Origin of the sequence: Dietzia sp. SL131 (assembly GCF_026672565.1) — a bacterium.
GTDB lineage: Bacteria > Actinomycetota > Actinomycetes > Mycobacteriales > Mycobacteriaceae > Dietzia > Dietzia kunjamensis.
This window is the reverse complement of record NZ_JAPPRI010000003.1, coordinates 90,470-107,790: the sequence shown is the minus strand read 5'-3', so window position 1 is coordinate 107,790 and position 17,321 is coordinate 90,470. Positions and strand designations below refer to the sequence as shown.

Here is a 17,321-nt window from a genome sequence, read left to right as displayed (position 1 = left end):
TCTGGCCCGGCACCGGACGCGTGCCGAGCCGTGCCGTGCCGTGCCGTGCCGTGCCGTGCCGTGCCGTGCCGTGCCGTGCCGTGCCGTGCCGGGACGCCGAGAAGAGCATTTCGCTCGTGTCGCCCGAGTAGCGATGTGCGAAACACTCTTCTCGGCGGGGCTGGCTCCTCTGTGGGGCGCTCCTTTGTGGGGCGCTCCTCTGTGGGGCGCGGTCAGCGGCCGGTGTACCGCGCCTCGCGCTTCTCCAGCGTCGAGCCGATGGCCTCCATCATGTCCGCCGAGGCCAGGAAGCCGGCGTTCCACGTCGCGACGTAACGGTTGGACTCGTAGATCGGCCCCTCGATCGCCCGGTTGAGGACCTCGCGGGTACCGCGGACCACCAGTGGCGGGTTGTCCGCGATCTCGGCGGCCGTGGCGTGGGCCGAGTCCAGCACCCCGGCGGCGTCGTCGGCGACGTGCGTGACCAGGCCGTAGCGCAGCGCGGTCTCCGCGTCGATGTCGCGCCCGGTCAGCGCCAGCTCGCGGGTCAGCCCGGAGCCGATGATGTACGGCAGGCGCCCGAGCGAGCCCATGTCGGCGACGATGCCCACCTTGACCTCGCGGACCGAGTAGCTCGAGTCCGCCGAACCGTGGCGGACGTCGCAGGCCGAGATGAGGTCCATGCCGCCGCCGATGCAGCGGCCCTGGATCGCGGCGACGGTGGGCGTCCTGGCCGACGCGACGGCGTCGACGGCGCGGCGCATGTTCTCCACGAAGTCCAGGATGCGCTCGTTACGCGAGGCGTCCGGGGTCGTGTCCTCGGGCAGGAACTCCATGAACTGCGGCATCATCGCCATCAGGTCCAGGCCGTACGTGAAGTTGCGGCCCTCGCCGGCGAGCACGACGGCGCGGACCCCGGGGTCGGCGTCGAGCTCGGCCATCACGCGGGGCATCTCGGCCCAGAAGTCCGGGCCCATCGCGTTGTTGCGCCCCGGGCCGATCAGCGTCACCTGGGCGACGTGCGGGTGACGGGCACCCTTCTCGATACGGACGGAGGCGTACTCGCCGGGAGCGGCTGAGGTGTCTGGAGTGCTCATGGCCCCAGCCTGCCACGGGCCCCTCAGGCGCGGACTCGCGAGGCACGGGAATCGGGCATGACGAACCACAGGATCACGTAGATGAGCAGCTGCGGACCCGGCAGCAGGATCGAGGCAACGAACAGGAGGCGGACCAACGCCGGGTCCAGCCCGAAGTAGTCGGCGAGCCCACCGCACACGCCGCCGATCCAGCGGTCCTCCGACCGCATCAGTCGCTTGGGCCCGGAATCTGGGGAATAGGTCATGACGTCACACCTCGTCGTCGTCGGGAAAGGGGGATCGGGGACCTCTCCCCGGTGACCTCCACTCTCCTCCCCGAGCACCCGCTCCACATCGGGGAAAGACCCGATTCTGAGACCCTGATCCGGCGTCGGGGTGCGGTCCGCCCGGTTCAGGTGTGGAACTCGCCGCAGTCCACCGTGAGGGTCTGGCCCGTGACCGCGGAGGCGGCGTCGGAGAGCAGGAACAGCACCGGGTCGACGATCTCGCGCTCGGTGGGCAGGCGCCGCAGATCCATCTTCTCGGCGGTGTGGGCGTAGACGTCGTCGACCGTGCCGCCGTACTTGGTGGCCAGGTGCTCGAAGTACGCCTTGAGCGTCTCGCCGTAGATGTACCCGGGCGCCACGGTGTTGACGCGGATGCCCCGCGGGCCGAGCTCGGTGGCCAGGGAATGGCCCAGCGCGACGAGGGCGGTCTTGGCGATCTTGTAGCCCGCGTAGCGCTCGCGGGAGTGGTGGATCACCGCTGAGGCCATCATGACGACGGACGCGCTGGCGGGGGCCGCGCCTGTGGCGGAGTCGGCGGCGGCAGGGGAGCCGGCTGCGGTGCCGGTGGCGGGAGCGGCGCCGGTGGCGGCAGGGGAGCCGGCTGCGGTGCCGGTGGCGGGAGCGGCGCCGGCCTCGAGCAGCGCGGTGAACTCCTGGGTCGTGCGCAGTGCGCCCAGCACGGACAGGTCGATGCCACGGGAGATCTGCTCGTGGTCGGTCTGCGCGAGCGGCTTCATGCTGGGCACCGCGAACGCGCTGTACACGAGCCCGTGGACGGCATCGGTGTGACCCTCCACCGTCTCCCGCAACGCTCGCACCGACTCCGGGTCGGTGGCGTCCACGGCCGCGGCGATCGCGCTTCCGCCAGCCGCACGGACCTCCTCGGCGATCTCGACGACCCGCGACTCCGTGCGGGCGGCGACGACCACCGTCGCCCCCTGTGCGGCGGCCTGCAGGGCGAGCGTGCGGCCGAATCCCGGACCCGCTCCCACGATCACGATGGTCTTGTTGCTGAGGTTCTCTGTCATCCGCCTCACTTAACCAGCCCCGGGTGACCGCGGCGGGCAGTTCACCTACGCGGGATACGATCCGCGGGTGGCCACCATTCCCGCGCAGTATCTTCGCAGCTCACACGCCGCGGAACCCCGGACACTCCTCGACGTGTTCGACGCCGCGGCGACCCGCCACCCGGACGCGCCGTGCATCGACGACGGCACCCGCGTCCTGAGCTACGACGAGGTGGCGCGGACGATCCACACCTCCGCCCGGTGGATGCACGACCAGGGCGTCGTCGCCGGCGACCGGGTCGGCATCCACATGCCCTCGGGCTCCGCGGACCTCTACCTGGCAATCCTCAGCACCCTCGCCGCCGGCGCGGCGTACGTTCCCGTCGACGTGGACGACCCCGCCGAGCGCGCCGAGCTGGTGTTCGGTCAGGCGCAGGTCGCGGCCGTCTACACCGCCGACGGCATGCTCGTCACCGATCCCGGCCGCACCACCGCACCCTCGCGACACCGCGGCCCGACGGTGGACGACGACTGCTGGATCATCTTCACCTCCGGGACCACCGGCCTGCCCAAGGGTGTGGCCGTGACGCATCGCAGCGCCGCGGCGTTCGTCGACGCCGAGTCCCGGCTCTTCCTCACCGGCGCGCCGCTGGGCCCCGGCGACCGGGTGCTGGCGGGGCTGTCCGTGGCGTTCGACGCCTCCTGCGAGGAGATGTGGCTGGCCTGGGCCCACGGGGCGTGCCTCGTGCCCGCGCCGCGCTCGGTCGTCAAGTCCGGCCTCGACCTCGGCCCGTGGTTGCGGGATCGGCGGATCACCGTCATCTCCACGGTGCCGACCCTCGCCTCGATGTGGCCCGATTCGATGCTCGCCGGTATCCGGATGGTGATCCTCGGCGGCGAGGCCTGCCCTCCGGAACTGGCCGAACGCCTGGTCGGTGACGGTCGCGAGGTGTGGAACACCTACGGCCCCACCGAGGCGACCGTCGTCGCCTGCGCGGTCCGGCTGGACGGCGTCGGTGAGGTGTCGATCGGGCTGCCGCTGGACGGCTGGGACCTCGCGGTGGTCGATGCGGCGGGCGATCCGGTGGGCTACGGGGAGTCCGGCGAGCTGGTGATCGGCGGAGTCGGCCTGGCGCGATACCTGGACCCCGAGAAGGACGCCGAGAAGTACGGGCCCATGCAGACCCTGGGCTGGGAGCGCGCCTACCGCTCCGGCGACGTGGTCCGACTCGAGGCCGACGGCCTGTACTTCAACGGCCGCGTCGACGACCAGGTCAAGATCGGCGGCCGCCGCCTCGAGCTGGGGGAGGTCGACACCGCCGTGTCCGCCCTGCCCGGGGTCAGCGCCGGCGCCGCCGCGGTGAAGAAGACCGACGCCGGCCAGCCCGTGCTCGTGGCCTACCTCGTCGCCGAGGACCCCGGCCGCTTCGACCTCGCCGACGCGGCCGGGCGCCTGCGCGAGCACCTGCCCGCCGGCGTGGTCCCGCGCCTGGCCCTGGTCGACGAGCTGCCGACCCGCACCTCCGGCAAGGTCGACCGCGCCGCCCTGCCGTGGCCGCTGGCCCAGACGTCGGCCGCCGAGTCGGAACTCGACGGCATCGAGGCGTGGGTCGCCGAACTGTGGTCGGCCGCCCTCGGAGCCGACGTCTCCGGGGTCGACGAGGACTTCTTCGCCCTCGGCGGCGGTTCGCTCGCCGCCGCGCACGTGGTGGCCCGCGTCCGGGAACGCTTCCCCGCGGTCACCGTCGGCGACATCTACGACCGCTCGCGCCTGGGCGACTTCGCCGGGTACCTCGACGAACTCGAACCGGAAGCCGAAGTCGAACCGCGACACGTCCGACCCGTCGGCCGCGGCGCGCAGCTCCTGCAGGTGCTCGCCACGATCCCGCTGCTCACGCTGACCGGCTTGCAGTGGCTCACCTGGGTGGGTATCGCCAACAACGTCGCCGTCGGCCTCGGGCTGCCCTGGGCGCGGCCGGTGTCGTGGTGGGTGCTCGGGATCATGGTGGCTCTGCTCCTGCTCCCCGCCGGCCGCATGCTGGTCACCGCCGGCCTGTGCCGGGTGCTCACCGCCGGCGTGGCCCCGGGGACGTACCCGCGGGCGGGGTCGGTGCACCTGCGGATCTGGGCCGCCGAACGGTTGGTCGAGGTCTCCGGGGCCGCCAATCTCGAGGGCGCCGGGTGGCTCACCCCCTTCGCGCGGTTGCTGGGGGCGCAGATCGGCCACGGTGTGGACATGCACACCCTCCCACCGGTCACCGGCCTGCTCCGGGTGGGCGACGGGGCCTCGATCGAACCCGAGGTGGACCTGGCCGGGTACTGGATCGACGGCGACCTCGTGCACGTGGGCTCCGTGGAGATCGGCGAGAACGCGGTGGTGGGCGCCCGGTCCACCCTGCTGCCCGGCGCGGTGGTGGGCCGCGGGGCCCACGTGGAGATCGGGTCCGCGGTGGTCGGCACGGTCAAGGCCGGTAAGCGCTACGCAGGCTCGCCCGCGCTCAAGCGCGGCAAGCGTGGATCGAGTTGGCCGGCCGAGCCCGCGCCCCACAACCGGCTCTGGAGCCTGGTCTACCAGTTCTCCGCCGTCGCGCTCGGTGCGATGCCGCTGGCGGCCCTGCTCGCCGGCCTCGCGCTGGTGGCCTGGGGAGCCCGCGGCGCGGGCGACCCGGGCGAGATGGCCCTGCTCGCCGCACTGTGGTCGGTCCCCGCCACGCTCCTCGCACTCGCGCTCTTCGCCGCGGCCACCCTCGGGGCGGTGAGGCTGCTGTCTATCGGGCTGAACCCGGGTTTCCACCCGGTCCACTCGCGGATCGCCTGGCAGGCCTGGTGCAGCGAACGGCTCATGGACGCCGCTCGGAACTGGCTCTACCCGCTCTACGCCTCCATGCTCACCCCGGTCTGGCTGCGCATGCTGGGAGCCAGGATCGGCAAGGACGTCGAGGCCTCGACCGTGCTGCTCATCCCCGCCCTCACCACCGTCCGCGACGGGGCGTTCCTCGCCGACGACACCATGGTCGCACCGTACGAACTGGGCTCCGGATGGATGCGTCTGGAGCACGCCCAGGTCGGCAAGCGCGCCTTCCTCGGTAACTCCGGGATCGCCTCCGCCGGGCGGAAGGTGCCCGCGCGCGGCCTGGTCGCCGTGCTCTCGTCCGCCCCGCAGAAGGCCAAGAAGGGCACCTCGTGGCTGGGGTCGCCGCCGCAGAAACTCCCTCGCGCCGTCCCCGACACCGACGACGTCCGCACCTACCAGCCGCCGCGACGCCTCAAGGTCGCCCGGGCGGCGTGGGAGACCCTGCGACTGGTCCCCGTCTGGATGTCGTTCCTGCTGCTGGTGAGCGTCCTGGTGGTGATGCAGGAGATCCACCTGGAGTGGGGCTTCGGCGTGGCGGCACTGACCTCCGGGCTGACGCTCGCCTACGCGGGCCTGGTCGCCCTGGTGGTCGCCGCCCTGGCCAAGTGGATCCTCGTGGGCCGGATCCGCGCGGGCGAGCAGCCGCTGTGGTCGTCGTTCGTGTGGCGCAACGAAGTCGCCGACTCGTTCATCGAGTTGCTCGCCGCGCCGTGGATGGCCCGGCCCGCGTCGGGCACCCCGGTGATGAACGCGATGCTGCGCCTGCTGGGCTCACGGATCGGCCGTGGCGTGTGGTGCGAGTCGTACTGGCTGCCCGAGGCGGACCTGATCTCCCTCGGGGACGGCGCCACCATCAACCGCGGGTGTGTGGTCCAGACCCACCTGTTCCACGACCGCATCATGCAGATCGACCGGGTGACGATCGAGGCCGGTGCCACGCTGGGGTGCCATTGCGTCGCGCTGCCGGCGTCGTCGATCGGCGACGGCTCGACCGTCGGCCCGGCGTCACTGGTGATGCGCGGCGACCGCATCCCGCCAGGCACCCGCTGGCAGGGCAATCCGATCGCGCCCTGGCGGGGCTGAGCCGGTAGGCGGGTCAGCCGCCGGCGATGGCCCGCAGCGCCGCCAGGTGGGACTCGTAGGCCTTGCGTCCGTCGCGGGTGAGCGACAACCACGTCCGCGGCCGTTTGCCGACGTACCCCTTGCTGACCTTGACGTATCCGGCTTTCTCCAGCACCGATGCCTGCTTGGACAGTGTCGAGTCGGTGACCTCGACCGCGTCGCGGATGGTGGCGAAATCCGCGTAGTCGACGCCGGCCAGGGCCGCGACGATGGAGAAGCGGACGGGCGCGTGGATGACTTCGTCCAACCGGTGGCGGGCGTGCCCTCCCGATCCGTCGCCCGCCCCCGGGGCGGGGCCCCCCGATGCAGCCGGGGTGCTCGTCGTCGTCTCGCCGCCCGTCGCCTCGCTGCTCATCTTCTCGCCGCTCAACTTCTCTCCGCTCACCGCTCGGATCCCCGCCGGTCGATGATCGCGGCGGCCACCAGGCCGGGCAGGGCGACGAACAGAACCCCGAGGAGGTACCACCAGGCGGTGAGCCCGATCGTGGTGCGGATGACGTTCAGGCCGGTGACGACGACGAGGATCATCACGCCCGATCCCGCGACGCCCCACGTGTAGGTCCGTCCCGATCCGCGGGGGCCCGCCTTGATCGCGCGTCGCTGCCAGAAGATCGCCACGAAGAGCAACAGCACGTACGGCACGAGCGCCCAGTTGGAGAACATGATCGCGACTGTCCCGATCCCCATCAGAAGCGAGATGGCCGCGGCGAACGCGGCGAACAGGCGGGCGTCGTGCCGGGAGCTGACCGGTGGGCGCCCCTCGGCCTCGGCGAGCATGCGGGCGGCCTCCGCTCGATCGACCTCGCCGGTGCTGGAATTCTGCGGGTCCATGGGTCTGCCTTCCGTCGGTGCCCGGGGGAGTTTCCGCCGCGGAGTGATACTGAGACTAGACAAGTACTTTCCAGTTTGGCAACTACTTTCTCGAGAGCGGTCACTTCTCGCGTCGAGACGGGTGCCGCCCGCCCCGGGTCCTCTAGACTCGCGCAGGTCATGGAATTGAAGGCAGTGAAGTCAGACCTCGTCGCCAGGATCGCGTCCCCACGCACGCCGTCGGGCGCCGACCCGGTCGACCCCTACCTGCCCGGCGCGGGCAACCACGGATATCGCGTCACGCGCTACGAGCTGGACCTGAGCTACAAGGTGAGCCCCAACAACCTCCGTGGCGAGGCGGTGATCACCGCGACCGCCACCGAGCCGCTGGAGACGATCCGGCTCGACCTCTCCCCGCACCTGACCGTGTCCAAGGTCCTCCTCGACGGCGGCCGCGTCGCCCGCTACACCCGGCCCCGCGGCAAGCTCTCGATCACCCCCGCCGAACCGCTCGCCGTGGGATCCGCGTTCACCCTGACCATCCGCTACTCCGGCAACCCGAAGCCGATCCGCGGGCCGTGGGGCGAGGTGGGCTGGGAGGAACTGACCGACGGGGTCCTCGTCGCGGGCCAGCCCAACGGCGCCGCCAGCTGGTTCCCCTGCGACGACCACCCCTCGGCGAAGGCCCCGTTCCGCATCCGGCTCACCACCGACTCGCCGTACCGCGCCGTCGTCACCGGCACGCTGGTCGGCAAGAAGCGCAGTGGCAGCACGACCGCCTGGGACTTCGACCTCCCGCACCCCACCTCCCCCTACCTGGTCACCGTCAACCTCGGTCAGTACGACCACCTCGAGTCCACCGACGGGCCGGTGCCGTTCCACGCCTTCGTCCCCGCCGACCTCAAGCGGGGATTCCGGGAGGCCTTCGCCCGGCAACTCGAGATGATCACCGTGTTCTCCGATCTCTTCGGCCCGTACCCGTTCGACAGCTACAAGGTCGTGGTGACCGACGACGAACTCGAGATCCCGCTCGAGGCGATGGGCATGTCGACGTTCGGACGCAACACGTCTGAAGCCGCGGGCCGGCCGGACTCGGACGAGCGACTCATCGCCCACGAGCTGGCCCACCAGTGGTTCGGCAACGCCGTCACCATCGCCGAGTGGAAGCACATCTGGCTGCACGAGGGGTTCGCCTGCTACGCCGAGTGGCTGTGGACCGAGTTCTCCGGCGGCGCCGACGCCGGAAGTCACGCCCTGCGCTACTACTCCAAGCTGCAGAACTCCCCGCAGGACCTCCTCCTGTCGGACCCCGGACCCGAGGACATGTTCGACGACCGTGTCTACAAGCGCGGCGCCCTGACCCTGCACGCGCTGCGCCTGACAATCGGCGACGACCGCTTCTTCGATCTCCTCCGCGCGTGGGTCGCGACGTACTCCGGCAGGACCGTCACCACCGACGACTTCCTCCACCTGGCCGCCGACCACTCCCCCGTCGACCTGCGGCCGCTGTGGAACGCCTGGCTGTTCTCCGAGCCCCTGCCGCCGACCCTCGGTATGCCCGATGACGACACCGGCAGCCACTGAGCCGACACCCACCACCGGCCGGTCGGCCGCGGGCGGGATGCGGGCACTGACGCTGGCGACCCTGTTCGCCGCGGCCTCCGGGTACCTGGTGATGCTCGTCGCCGGCCGCGCACTCGGCCCGGCAGACTATCCGTTGTTCGCCACCTACTGGGGAGCGTTCTTCGCCCTCGGCGGCGTCGCCAACGGGCTGATGCAGGAGGTCACCCGCGCCGTCCGCTCGGCCCGCGGGGGTGGGACCGGCACGGTCGGCGCGCGGCCGCCGCGGTCGGCCGTCCGGTTGCCGCCGGCCGGGCTCACGCTGGGCCTGGTCCTCGCGGCCGCGGTGGCCGTGAGCGCACCGGCCTGGCCCGCGCTGGGCCTGCCCACGTTCTCCGGCGTCGGCGTCGCCGTCATGGCGTTCGGCATCCTCGGCTTCACCCTCCAGGCCGCCACCGCGGGCGCCCTGTCGGGAACCGAACGCTGGGGCCTGTACGCGGTTCTGCTCACCGTCGACGCGGCGCTGCGCCTGGCCGTGGCGGGCGTCGCGTGGTGGCTCGGCGACGCCGGTCTCGGATTCGCCGTGGCCACGGTCGCAGGCGCCGTCACGTGGGCGCTGCTCATCGCCCTGTCCCCCGCCACCCGCGACGCGCTGGCCTCCGCCGTCGACGCCGGTCGCCGGCGCTTCTGGCGCAACACCGGGGCAGCCATGCTCGCCTCCGCCGGCACCTCGGCCTTGGTGACCGGGTTCCCGCTGTTCGTCACCGCCACCGTCCGCGCGGACGATCCGGCCCCACTCGTCGGCGCGGTGATCCTCGCCATCACCCTGACCCGCGCGCCGTTGCTCGTGCCGCTCACCAGTTTCCAGAGCGCGATCATCGTCTACTTCGTCCAGCGCCGCGCCCGCGGGCCGCGCTCGCTGGCCGCCCCGCTCGGCCTCGTGACGGCGGTGGGGATCGTGGGAGCGGGGGCCGCGTGGGTGGTCGGCCCGAGGCTGATCCGCGTGTTGTTCGGCGGCGACTTCGAACTGCCCGGTGCGGTGCTGGCCGCCCTGACCGCCGCGTCCGTGGGCACCGCCGCCCTGATGGTGACGGGCAACGCGGCGCTGGCCTTCGACCGCCACCTGCTCTACAACGCCGGGTGGTGGGTCGCGGTCGTCGCCGCGGCGACCCTCCTCGTCGCCGTCCCCGGACCGCTCGACGTGCGCGCCGCGATCGCGCTTCTCGCGGGCCCCGGCATCGGGGTGGCGGTCCACGTCACCGGCCTCGCCGTGACCGCGCGCCACAGGGACACCGACGCATGACCGACGTCCGCCTGCTCGCCCGCCTGGGCGGCGAACTCCTCGCCGCCCTGCTGATCGCGGCCGTGGTCGGTGCCCTCACGTTCACGGGAGTCGACGCGCTGCCGTTCGTCGAACCCAGCTGGCTGCCCGAGACCTTCGGCGCGACCCTCGCCGCGGCGGTCGTCATCCTCGCCGGATGGTTGCTCTTGCGCAGGTCCACGAGCGCTCGGGGCCTGTGGTTGCTCGGCACCGCCGGGCCCGCCTTCCTCGCGTCCTCCCACCTCGGACTGCTGCTGAACGGCACGCCGCACTACCTGTTCGGCCTCGGCGGCGACCAGCTCAACCGCGTCGCCTACGTCACCCGCTTCGCCGACTCCCCCGCCCTCGCCGACCCCTTCTACGCCGACGCCGCGCCCTTCTACCCGCCACAGTGGTTCTGGGTGGGCGGGCAGCTGTCCCGGATCACGGGCATCGACGGCTGGGAGTTCTACAAGCCGTACGCCATCGTCACCATGGCCATAGCCGGCGCGATCGCGTTCGTGGCCTGGCGATGGCTCGTCCCCGCGCGGCTTGCCGTCGTGTTCGGTCTCGTCACCTCGGTCATCGGCGGGCACACCAACGCCTACGAGCCCTACTCGTGGATCCTCATCTGCCTGCTCCCGCAGGTCGTCGTGGCGACGTTCCTCCTCTGCGCACGGGTGGCCGCCGCAGCCGGATCCCGGACGAGCCGCGGACCCACGTGGCCGCTGGTCGCGACGACCGGCCTGTACCTCGGCTGGGCCGCGCTGGGCTACACCCTCATCGCGGGTGTCGCGGCGCTGCTGGTGGGCCTCGTCGTCGTCATCCATTCCTGGCGATACCGCGCCGATCGTGCGGTGGTCCTCGCCCTGCTCGGCCGCCTGGCCGCCATGGCGGCGATCTCCGCGGCGATCGCACTGTTGTTCTGGCACCGATTCCTGCTGGCCGCCCTCGGCGGCGCGGACACCGAACCCTCGGTGGCCAACGACTTCGCGCCCGAGATCGCCTCGCGGTGGCCGCTGCCGATGCTCGAGGTGTCCGCCGTCGGGCTACTGTGCCTGATCGGCGTGGTGTGGCTGGTCGTCACCGTTTGGCCCGACGGAGCCGGGCGGGCCTCCGAGCGCGCGGCGGCGACGTTGCGAACGCGGATCGGCGCCGAGCACGACATGGACCGCGTCGCCGACACCGACGCCGACGGCCCTCTCCCCCCGGCCGATCGACGGCTCGTCCTCGCACAGACCCTGGGCCTCACGGCCGTGACCGTCCTCGGGTGGTACGTGCTCTCGGGGTTGCGGGCGGTCACGGGCAGCACGCTGCTGCCGTTCCGGATGATCCCGATCATCACCCTCGTCCTCGCCCTGGCGGGTGTGGTCGGCGCGCTGACGCTGGCCCGGTGGGCCGTGCGGACCTCTCCCGACCGGTCCCGTGGCCGCGTCACCGCCGCGGCGGTGGTGGTCGCGGGCCTCGCTGCCGTCCAGATGGTGCAGCACGTCTCCGGGGAGGATGCGGAGTTCGCCGCCGAAGCCCGCGGGTTCCCCGCGGTGCCCCGCGACGTGCTGGACGCCATCGACGACATGACCGGCGACCGGGCACCCTCGGACCTCGTCCTGCTGACCTCGGATCCGACCCTCTACGCCTACCGGCCGTACTTCTCGTTCCAGGCGCCGGCCCAGGCGTACGCCACGCCGGCCGGCCGGTACGAGGAGCGCCTCGACGAGATCCGGAGCTGGGCGGACACCGAGACCCCCGGAGAGCTGACCGCCGCGCTGGACTCGAGTGAGTTCCGCAGCCCCGACGTTCTGGTCCTCACCCGCGAGGGGTCCCGCCGCTGGGTTTTCCCCGCGATCGTCAACCAGATGCCCCGGGTCCAGAACAACGCGCGCGAGGAGATCGTCTTCCGGCCGCGGCAGTTCGACGATCCCGCCCGCTTCGACGTCCGCGAAGTCGGGGAACGGATGGTGATCGTGCGACGCTGAGGCCCCGGCGGGCGCGCCGGGGAGCACGGGCCCACCCGGGCCCCGGCAGCAGAGAGTCGCTATGCCCTCCGCAGCGAGGCCTGCGCCGGGAACGGCACGACGATCTCGCGGCCCACGTCCTCGACCGCGTCGGTGAGCGCGGTGGACAGCACGATGCGGTCGTCGTAGACGTGGGCGATGCGGACCGCGGTGTCGCGCCCGCCCTCATCGACCAGGTAGCGGTCCATGAGGAAGCGGAGCCCGACCCGCTCGAGCGCCGCCTCCGCCTCGTGCCAGTCGTCGACCGGGCCCATCGGCCGGCCCAGCCTGTCGAGCGGCACGAGGGCCGGCTCGGCGACCGTCATGTCGATCCAGCCGACCACCTCGCCGTCGTCGCGACGGTGCGGGATCCACGTCTCGGGGATCACCCGTGTGTCAGAACTTGCGGAATGTGTGCCCGAGCAGCTTCTTGCCGCCCTCGGTCAGCTTGCCGGCCCTGGCCGCTGTCGGGATCAGCGACAGCGCGTTGAGCCGCGAGGTGACGTGCAGGCGCGCGGCACGCTCCGCGCTCTTCCACCCGCGGGCGGCGAACGCGTCGGCCTCACCGGCGAAGAAGCGGGCCTCCTCGTCGAACCGCCGACCGTCGAGGGCGCGGACCGACGAGTCCGACGCCGAGTGCCGGCGGTAGAGGAACGCCAGCGTGGGGTCGTAGATCATGTGGCCGCCGCCGGTGATGACGTCGACCAGCAGCGCGAGGTCCTGCACCACGTCCAGGCCCTCGCGGAACCCGATCCGCTTGACCCACTCGGAGTTCCACGCCAGCGACGGGAAGTAGGTCCAGTTGCCGTGCATGAGCGAGGTCATGAGCTTCTCGCCGTGCAGCACGGTGCGGCCCTGCGCCTTGGGCTGGGTGAACGCCTTCACCGAATCGGACAGCCCCCGGACGGGCGCGCCGTGCTCGTCGATGACGCTGACCCCCACCTCCATCACGGCGGCATCCGGCACGGCGGCGAACCCGTCGGCCACGACCTGCAGGTAGTTGGGCAGCATGATGTCGTCCGCGCCCATCACCACGACGACCGGCGCGGTGACCATCCCGAGGCACTTGCGGTAGTTGCCGTTGGCGCCGAGGTTGGTCTCGTTCTTCTCGTAGGTCACCCGCTCGTCGCGCGCGGTGATCTCGCCCATGTAGCGGGCCGGCTCCGGATCCGGGTAGCCGTCGTCCACCACGACCAACCGGAAATCGCGGTAGCTCTGCGCCAGGACACTGTCCACGGCCTTCTTGAAGTGGTCGACGTCCCCGTAGTAGGGGAGCATCACGTCGATGGCCATCAGGGGAACCGCCGTCCTTCTCGTCACCGGATTGTCCGTCCGGTCGCATAGTATCGACCTCCGATGAGCAGTGACAGTGTGCGGGATACGGGGCCGGGTGTGGCGGGCGGTGATTCGACCGTCGGTAACCACGACGTGTGGCTGATCGTCCCCTGCTTCAACGAGGGCACCGTGATCGAGGAGGTGCTCCGTTCGGCGCGTGGGACGTTCCCCAACATCGTGGCGGTGGACGACGGTTCGGCGGACAACTCGGCGGCGGCGATCCACCGCGCGGGTGCGCACCTGGTCCGCCACCCGGTGAACCTGGGCCAGGGCGCGGCCATCCAGACCGGCGTGGAGTACGCCCGCGCCCAGCCGGGGGCCCGGTACTTCGTCACCTTCGACGCCGACGGGCAGCACCAGGTCAAGGACGTGCTCGCCATGGTGGAGCGGGTGCGCTCCGAGCCGGTGGACATCGTCGTGGGCACGCGCTTCGGTCGCCCCCGCCGCGACGACGACCAGGTGCCGCTGATCAAGCGCCTCGTGCTGCGCACCGTGGTCCTGCTCAGCCCGCGCACGCGGCGGCTCGGCCTGACCGACGCCCACAACGGTCTGCGCGTGTTCAACCGTCGCGTCGCGGAGGATCTCAACCTGCGGATGAACGGGATGAGCCACGCCAGTGAGTTCGTGGAGCTCATGGACAGTCGCGGCTGGCGGGTGGCCGAGCAGCCGGTCGACATCCTGTACACCGAGTACTCGATGTCCAAGGGCCAGTCGCTGCTCAACGGCATCAACATCCTCTCCGACGGGTTCGTGGGAAAGAGGCTGCCCCGATGATCAAGGTCCTGCTCCTGCTGGCCGGCGCCGCGCTGGTCGTGTTCTTCCTGGCCAACCGCCGCAAGGCGCGTGCGAAGGCCGGGGTGAAGATCGGCTTCGTGCTGTTCGTCGTGTTCATGGTGTACGCCGTGATCCGCCCCGATGACCTCACCGTGGTCGCCAACGCGCTCGGGGTGCAGCGCGGCACGGACCTGGTGCTGTACGCGCTGGTCATGGGCTTCGCGTTCGTGACGGTGTCCACCTATGTGCGTTTCCGCGAGCAGGAACTGCGGTACTCGCGCCTGGCGCGGACGATCGCGTTACAGAACGCAGTGCGGCCCGATGACAAGGTCGACGCGGTGGTCATGAAGCCGGCCCCGGACGACGACGACCCGATGCGGTCCTGACCGCAGCCGTGGACGAGGGCGCGAACGAGGACGTCCGCGGCGAGGCCGCGCGCCTGCGACGCCGCCTCGGGGTGGCGCGCGGACGACTCGACGCGGTCCTCCATGCCGGTGACGACCCCGGAACGGGCGAGGTGGGTGACGCCGCCGGTGGGGACACCGGCGCGCGCGGGGGTCTCGCCCGGATCGACGACGACGACGAGGTCCGCGCCCTCCTGCGCCCCGCCTCCGATCGGATCGCGCGCCTGCTCGCGCTGACCGACGGTCTCGCGGAGGGCACGCTGTCCGAGGCGGCTGTCCGGGACGCGGCCCGGGCCGTCGCCGACGCCCAGCCGTTCCGGCGGCCGCGGTGACCGGCGCACTGCCGGAGAATTCGCCTCCGGCCCGGGTGACGCGTCTGCTCGAGCTGGCCGCCGGCCTCGTCTCAGCGAGGGACGCTCTGGCGACCGCCCGCGACGCGCTCCTCACCTCCACGATCCACTCCCCCGCCCTGGACGCGCTGGCCGACGCCGTCGGCGGCGAGGCCCGCGGCCTGACCGAGATCCTGGCGGGCGTGTACCGGCTGGTCGAGCTCGCCGAGGACTCCTGGGACGACCTCGACGGGCCGGACCCGCTTCCCGAGCCCGGGCGCGCGGCCCTGAGGGCGACGCTGGACCGGGCGGCGGACAACGCGCTGGCCGACCTGGCCAGGCTCGCCGGGGTCGCGGCGGGTGGGCCGGACGTGGCGGGCGGGCCGGACGTCGCGGGCGGGCCGGACGGATCCGGCGGGCTCGACACCGCCGCGACGGTCGCGGCCTGGGGCCCGGACTCGGCCGGACTCGACCCCGACCCCGACCCCGCCGACCCGTCCGATGTGTACGCGACGGTCGAGCACATGCCCGTCGCCGACCGGCGACTCCTCGCGCTGGCCGAGCCCGAGGCCGTGGGCGGGACGTACGGCGTGCCCTGGCCGGTGCGGGCCCGCGCCAACGCGGTGGCCGTGCGCGCCGCGCTCCACCGCGAGCACCTGGCGGGTACGCCGTGGAGTCCGCGCATCGGGCGTCTGGAGACGATGGCGAGACGTGATTCTCGTCGTCGTCGTTCCTTCCCGGCGTTCTCACCGCGCCGCGGTGGGCGGATGATCGAGGTGGTGGGCGAGCTCGGCCCGGAGACCGAGGCGGTGGCGGTGTACGTGCCCGGTACCGGCACCAACCTGGACATGTCCCACGTCAACACCGACGTCGCGGTGGACCTCGTCGAGGCGGGCGGCGGGCGACTGGCCGTGGTGACGTTCCTCGACGGCGAGTTCCCGCAGGACATCATGGCCGATGCCGGCGATCCCCGGTTCGCCGACGCCATGGCGCCGCGCCTGGTCCGCTTCTGTCGCGAGGTGGACAGGGTCATGGAGATCGAGTGCCCCGGCGCGGCACTGACGGTGGTGGGGCACTCGTACGGCGGGCGGATCGTGGGCACCGCCGAACGGCTCGGCCTGCGCGCCGACCGGGTGATCTACGCCGAGTCGCCCGATCTCGGGGTGGGCGTCGCGGGGCCGTCGGACTGGCGCGCCCCCGGCCCGGTGCGCAGGTACTCCCTCACCGCACCGGGCGACCCCGTGGAACTGCTGCAGATCCGGTTCGGCCTGCGACAGCGCTGGTCGCACTCCGACCTGGGCGGCGGCGCCGTCCGACTCGACACCGGCTACTTCGCCGACGGCACGCCCGTCTACGGCACACGCGGTCACGGCGGCGTGTTCGACCGGGACTGCGGGGCGTTCCGGGCGATGCTCGCCGTGATGCTCGGCGGGCAAGTGCCCCTGTGGCGGGAACGGCGGATCCGGGCGCGCCACACCGGCGTGGACCGCGGCGAGGAGGGGCGCGTCCTGCCCGTCCTGCGCCGACATACCGTGGGCCTGTTGCTCCGTCGCGATCAGGACCCCTACGGCGAGGCGACCGTGCTCTGGGAGGGACCCGAGCGACTGACGACGGTTCCACCGGCGACGCGCGCGGCGAGGGAAGAGGTTGGCGTTCCCACGGACGCTGTCTGATACTAGAGCCCATGGCTTCGCTCGACACCCGGTTCACCCCACCGTCCCTCACCACCGTGGGGATGGGCGCCCTGGGCGTCCTGTCGGTCGGGCTGATCTCCGCCGGCCTCTGGTACGACTCGCACCGCAGCGCCGAGGCCGTCGAGCGGGCCCGCGCGCAGGTCGAATCCGCGCAGACCACCGGGCCCACCGCCGAGCCGATCGCGAGCACCACCTCGGACGCCAGCACCGAGTCGAGCACCGAGGAACTCACCAGCACTAGCGAGGAGTCGACCGAGTCGAGCACCGAGACCGAGCCCGCCGACGACCGGGCCGAGCAGGCGGTCGCCCCGGTGGCCCCCGTGACCAGTGTGCCGACCGTGGCCCCGGTGCCGCGGGCCGCCGCCGTCCAGCCGGTCCGTCAGGCGCCGGTCGTCCCGGTCGCGCCCGCGGCCCCCGCCCCGGTGGTGCCCGCTGCGCCGGCGGCTCCGGTGGCTCCCGCGGAAGGCGACGGTGTCGCCGGTGGCGGAGCCGAGGGCGGCACCGCGGGTGACGCCACGGACGGCGCGGACGACGCCGGTCAGGGCGAGGGAGAACTCGAGGTCACCGCGCCCGACGGTGCCCGGCCCGCGCCCGGATTCCCGGACCTGCTCCGCCCGTTCCTGCCCCGGCCCAACTTCGCCCCGCAACCGGACGCCGTCGGCGCCGCGGCCGTGGGCGCCGACGCGGTCGGTGCCGCCGAGGCCGACGGCGACGCGGAGGCCGCCGGCGCCGCGGGTGAGGACGGAACTGCTCGCGCCGACGGCGACGCGCGCGGCGAAGCCGGCGATAACTAGCG

Annotated in this window: 16 protein-coding genes; 9 read left to right on the top strand and 7 right to left on the bottom strand. The window is 72.4% G+C overall.

What is annotated here, in order from left to right:
- Positions 1-212 precede the first annotated feature (212 nt).
- From OVA21_RS01145 to OVA21_RS01135, 3 genes are all read right to left on the bottom strand, one after another.
- The gene (locus OVA21_RS01145) at positions 213-1,076 is read right to left on the bottom strand and encodes a crotonase/enoyl-CoA hydratase family protein (RefSeq protein ID WP_082923654.1); all 864 of its coding nucleotides are present in this window, start codon (positions 1,074-1,076) and stop codon (positions 213-215) included.
- Between the two features lie 23 nt (positions 1,077-1,099).
- Positions 1,100-1,321, bottom strand: coding sequence for a PspC domain-containing protein (locus OVA21_RS01140; RefSeq protein ID WP_067711554.1), 222 nt, complete (start codon positions 1,319-1,321; stop codon positions 1,100-1,102).
- 146 nt (positions 1,322-1,467) lie between these two features.
- Positions 1,468-2,370 (bottom strand): SDR family oxidoreductase, encoded by a 903-nt coding sequence (locus tag OVA21_RS01135; RefSeq protein ID WP_268091598.1) that lies wholly within the window; start codon positions 2,368-2,370, stop codon positions 1,468-1,470.
- 67 nt (positions 2,371-2,437) lie between these two features.
- On the opposite strand from OVA21_RS01135, the gene OVA21_RS01130 reads away from it, so the two are divergent.
- Complete coding sequence (locus OVA21_RS01130; protein ID WP_268091597.1) at positions 2,438-6,286, top strand: Pls/PosA family non-ribosomal peptide synthetase; 3,849 nt, start codon at positions 2,438-2,440, stop codon at positions 6,284-6,286.
- A gap of 13 nt (positions 6,287-6,299) precedes the next feature.
- Here the strand turns inward: OVA21_RS01130 and OVA21_RS01125 are convergent, their stop codons facing one another.
- Together OVA21_RS01125 and OVA21_RS01120 are read right to left on the bottom strand one after the other, a co-directional pair.
- Positions 6,300-6,710 carry a winged helix-turn-helix domain-containing protein gene (locus OVA21_RS01125; protein WP_268091596.1) on the bottom strand — a complete coding sequence of 137 codons (411 nt, stop codon included), beginning with the start codon at positions 6,708-6,710 and terminating at the stop codon, positions 6,300-6,302.
- Positions 6,707-7,156 (bottom strand): hypothetical protein, encoded by a 450-nt coding sequence (locus OVA21_RS01120; protein ID WP_268091595.1) that lies wholly within the window; start codon positions 7,154-7,156, stop codon positions 6,707-6,709. Before OVA21_RS01120 ends, OVA21_RS01125 begins: the two co-directional genes overlap by 4 nt.
- 159 nt (positions 7,157-7,315) lie before the next feature.
- Between OVA21_RS01120 and OVA21_RS01115 the strand changes: the two genes are divergently transcribed.
- Genes OVA21_RS01115 through OVA21_RS01105 form a run of 3 tightly spaced genes read left to right on the top strand, consistent with a single transcriptional unit; the run spans position 7,316 to position 11,971 of the window.
- On the top strand, positions 7,316-8,719 hold the full coding sequence (locus tag OVA21_RS01115; RefSeq protein WP_268091594.1) for a M1 family metallopeptidase: 1,404 nt from the start codon (positions 7,316-7,318) through the stop codon (positions 8,717-8,719).
- Entirely contained in the window at positions 8,697-9,998 is a 1,302-nt protein-coding gene (locus OVA21_RS01110) for a polysaccharide biosynthesis protein (RefSeq protein ID WP_268091593.1), read from the top strand. Before OVA21_RS01115 ends, OVA21_RS01110 begins: the two co-directional genes overlap by 23 nt.
- Positions 9,995-11,971, top strand: a complete 1,977-nt coding sequence (locus tag OVA21_RS01105) for an arabinofuranosyltransferase (RefSeq protein WP_268091592.1) — start codon at positions 9,995-9,997, stop codon at positions 11,969-11,971. The genes OVA21_RS01110 and OVA21_RS01105 overlap by 4 nt, the downstream gene beginning before the upstream one ends.
- A gap of 59 nt (positions 11,972-12,030) precedes the next feature.
- On the opposite strand, the gene OVA21_RS01100 is transcribed toward OVA21_RS01105, so the two are convergent.
- The gene (locus OVA21_RS01100) at positions 12,031-12,378 is read right to left on the bottom strand and encodes a hypothetical protein (protein WP_268091591.1); all 348 of its coding nucleotides are present in this window, start codon (positions 12,376-12,378) and stop codon (positions 12,031-12,033) included.
- A 7-nt stretch (positions 12,379-12,385) separates the two neighbouring features.
- A complete protein-coding gene (locus tag OVA21_RS01095; protein WP_119192901.1) occupies positions 12,386-13,282 on the bottom strand; it encodes a glycosyltransferase family 2 protein in 897 nt (298 codons plus the stop codon).
- A gap of 63 nt (positions 13,283-13,345) precedes the next feature.
- Here OVA21_RS01095 and OVA21_RS01090 point away from each other — a divergent pair, with 63 nt between their 5' ends.
- From OVA21_RS01090 to OVA21_RS01070, 5 genes are read left to right on the top strand one after another with little or no spacing between them, the layout of a single operon-like run.
- Entirely contained in the window at positions 13,346-14,098 is a 753-nt protein-coding gene (locus OVA21_RS01090; protein WP_268091590.1) for a glycosyltransferase family 2 protein, read from the top strand.
- A complete protein-coding gene (locus OVA21_RS01085; RefSeq protein WP_069389183.1) occupies positions 14,095-14,484 on the top strand; it encodes a DUF2304 domain-containing protein in 390 nt (129 codons plus the stop codon). Before OVA21_RS01090 ends, OVA21_RS01085 begins: the two co-directional genes overlap by 4 nt.
- Before the next feature lie 8 nt (positions 14,485-14,492).
- Positions 14,493-14,834 (top strand): hypothetical protein, encoded by a 342-nt coding sequence (locus tag OVA21_RS01080; protein WP_268091589.1) that lies wholly within the window; start codon positions 14,493-14,495, stop codon positions 14,832-14,834.
- Positions 14,831-16,504, top strand: a complete 1,674-nt coding sequence (locus OVA21_RS01075; protein ID WP_268091588.1) for an alpha/beta hydrolase — start codon at positions 14,831-14,833, stop codon at positions 16,502-16,504. The genes OVA21_RS01080 and OVA21_RS01075 overlap by 4 nt, the downstream gene beginning before the upstream one ends.
- Positions 16,505-16,515: 11 nt before the next feature.
- Positions 16,516-17,319, top strand: coding sequence for a hypothetical protein (locus OVA21_RS01070; RefSeq protein ID WP_268091587.1), 804 nt, complete (start codon positions 16,516-16,518; stop codon positions 17,317-17,319).
- Positions 17,320-17,321 lie beyond the last annotated feature (2 nt).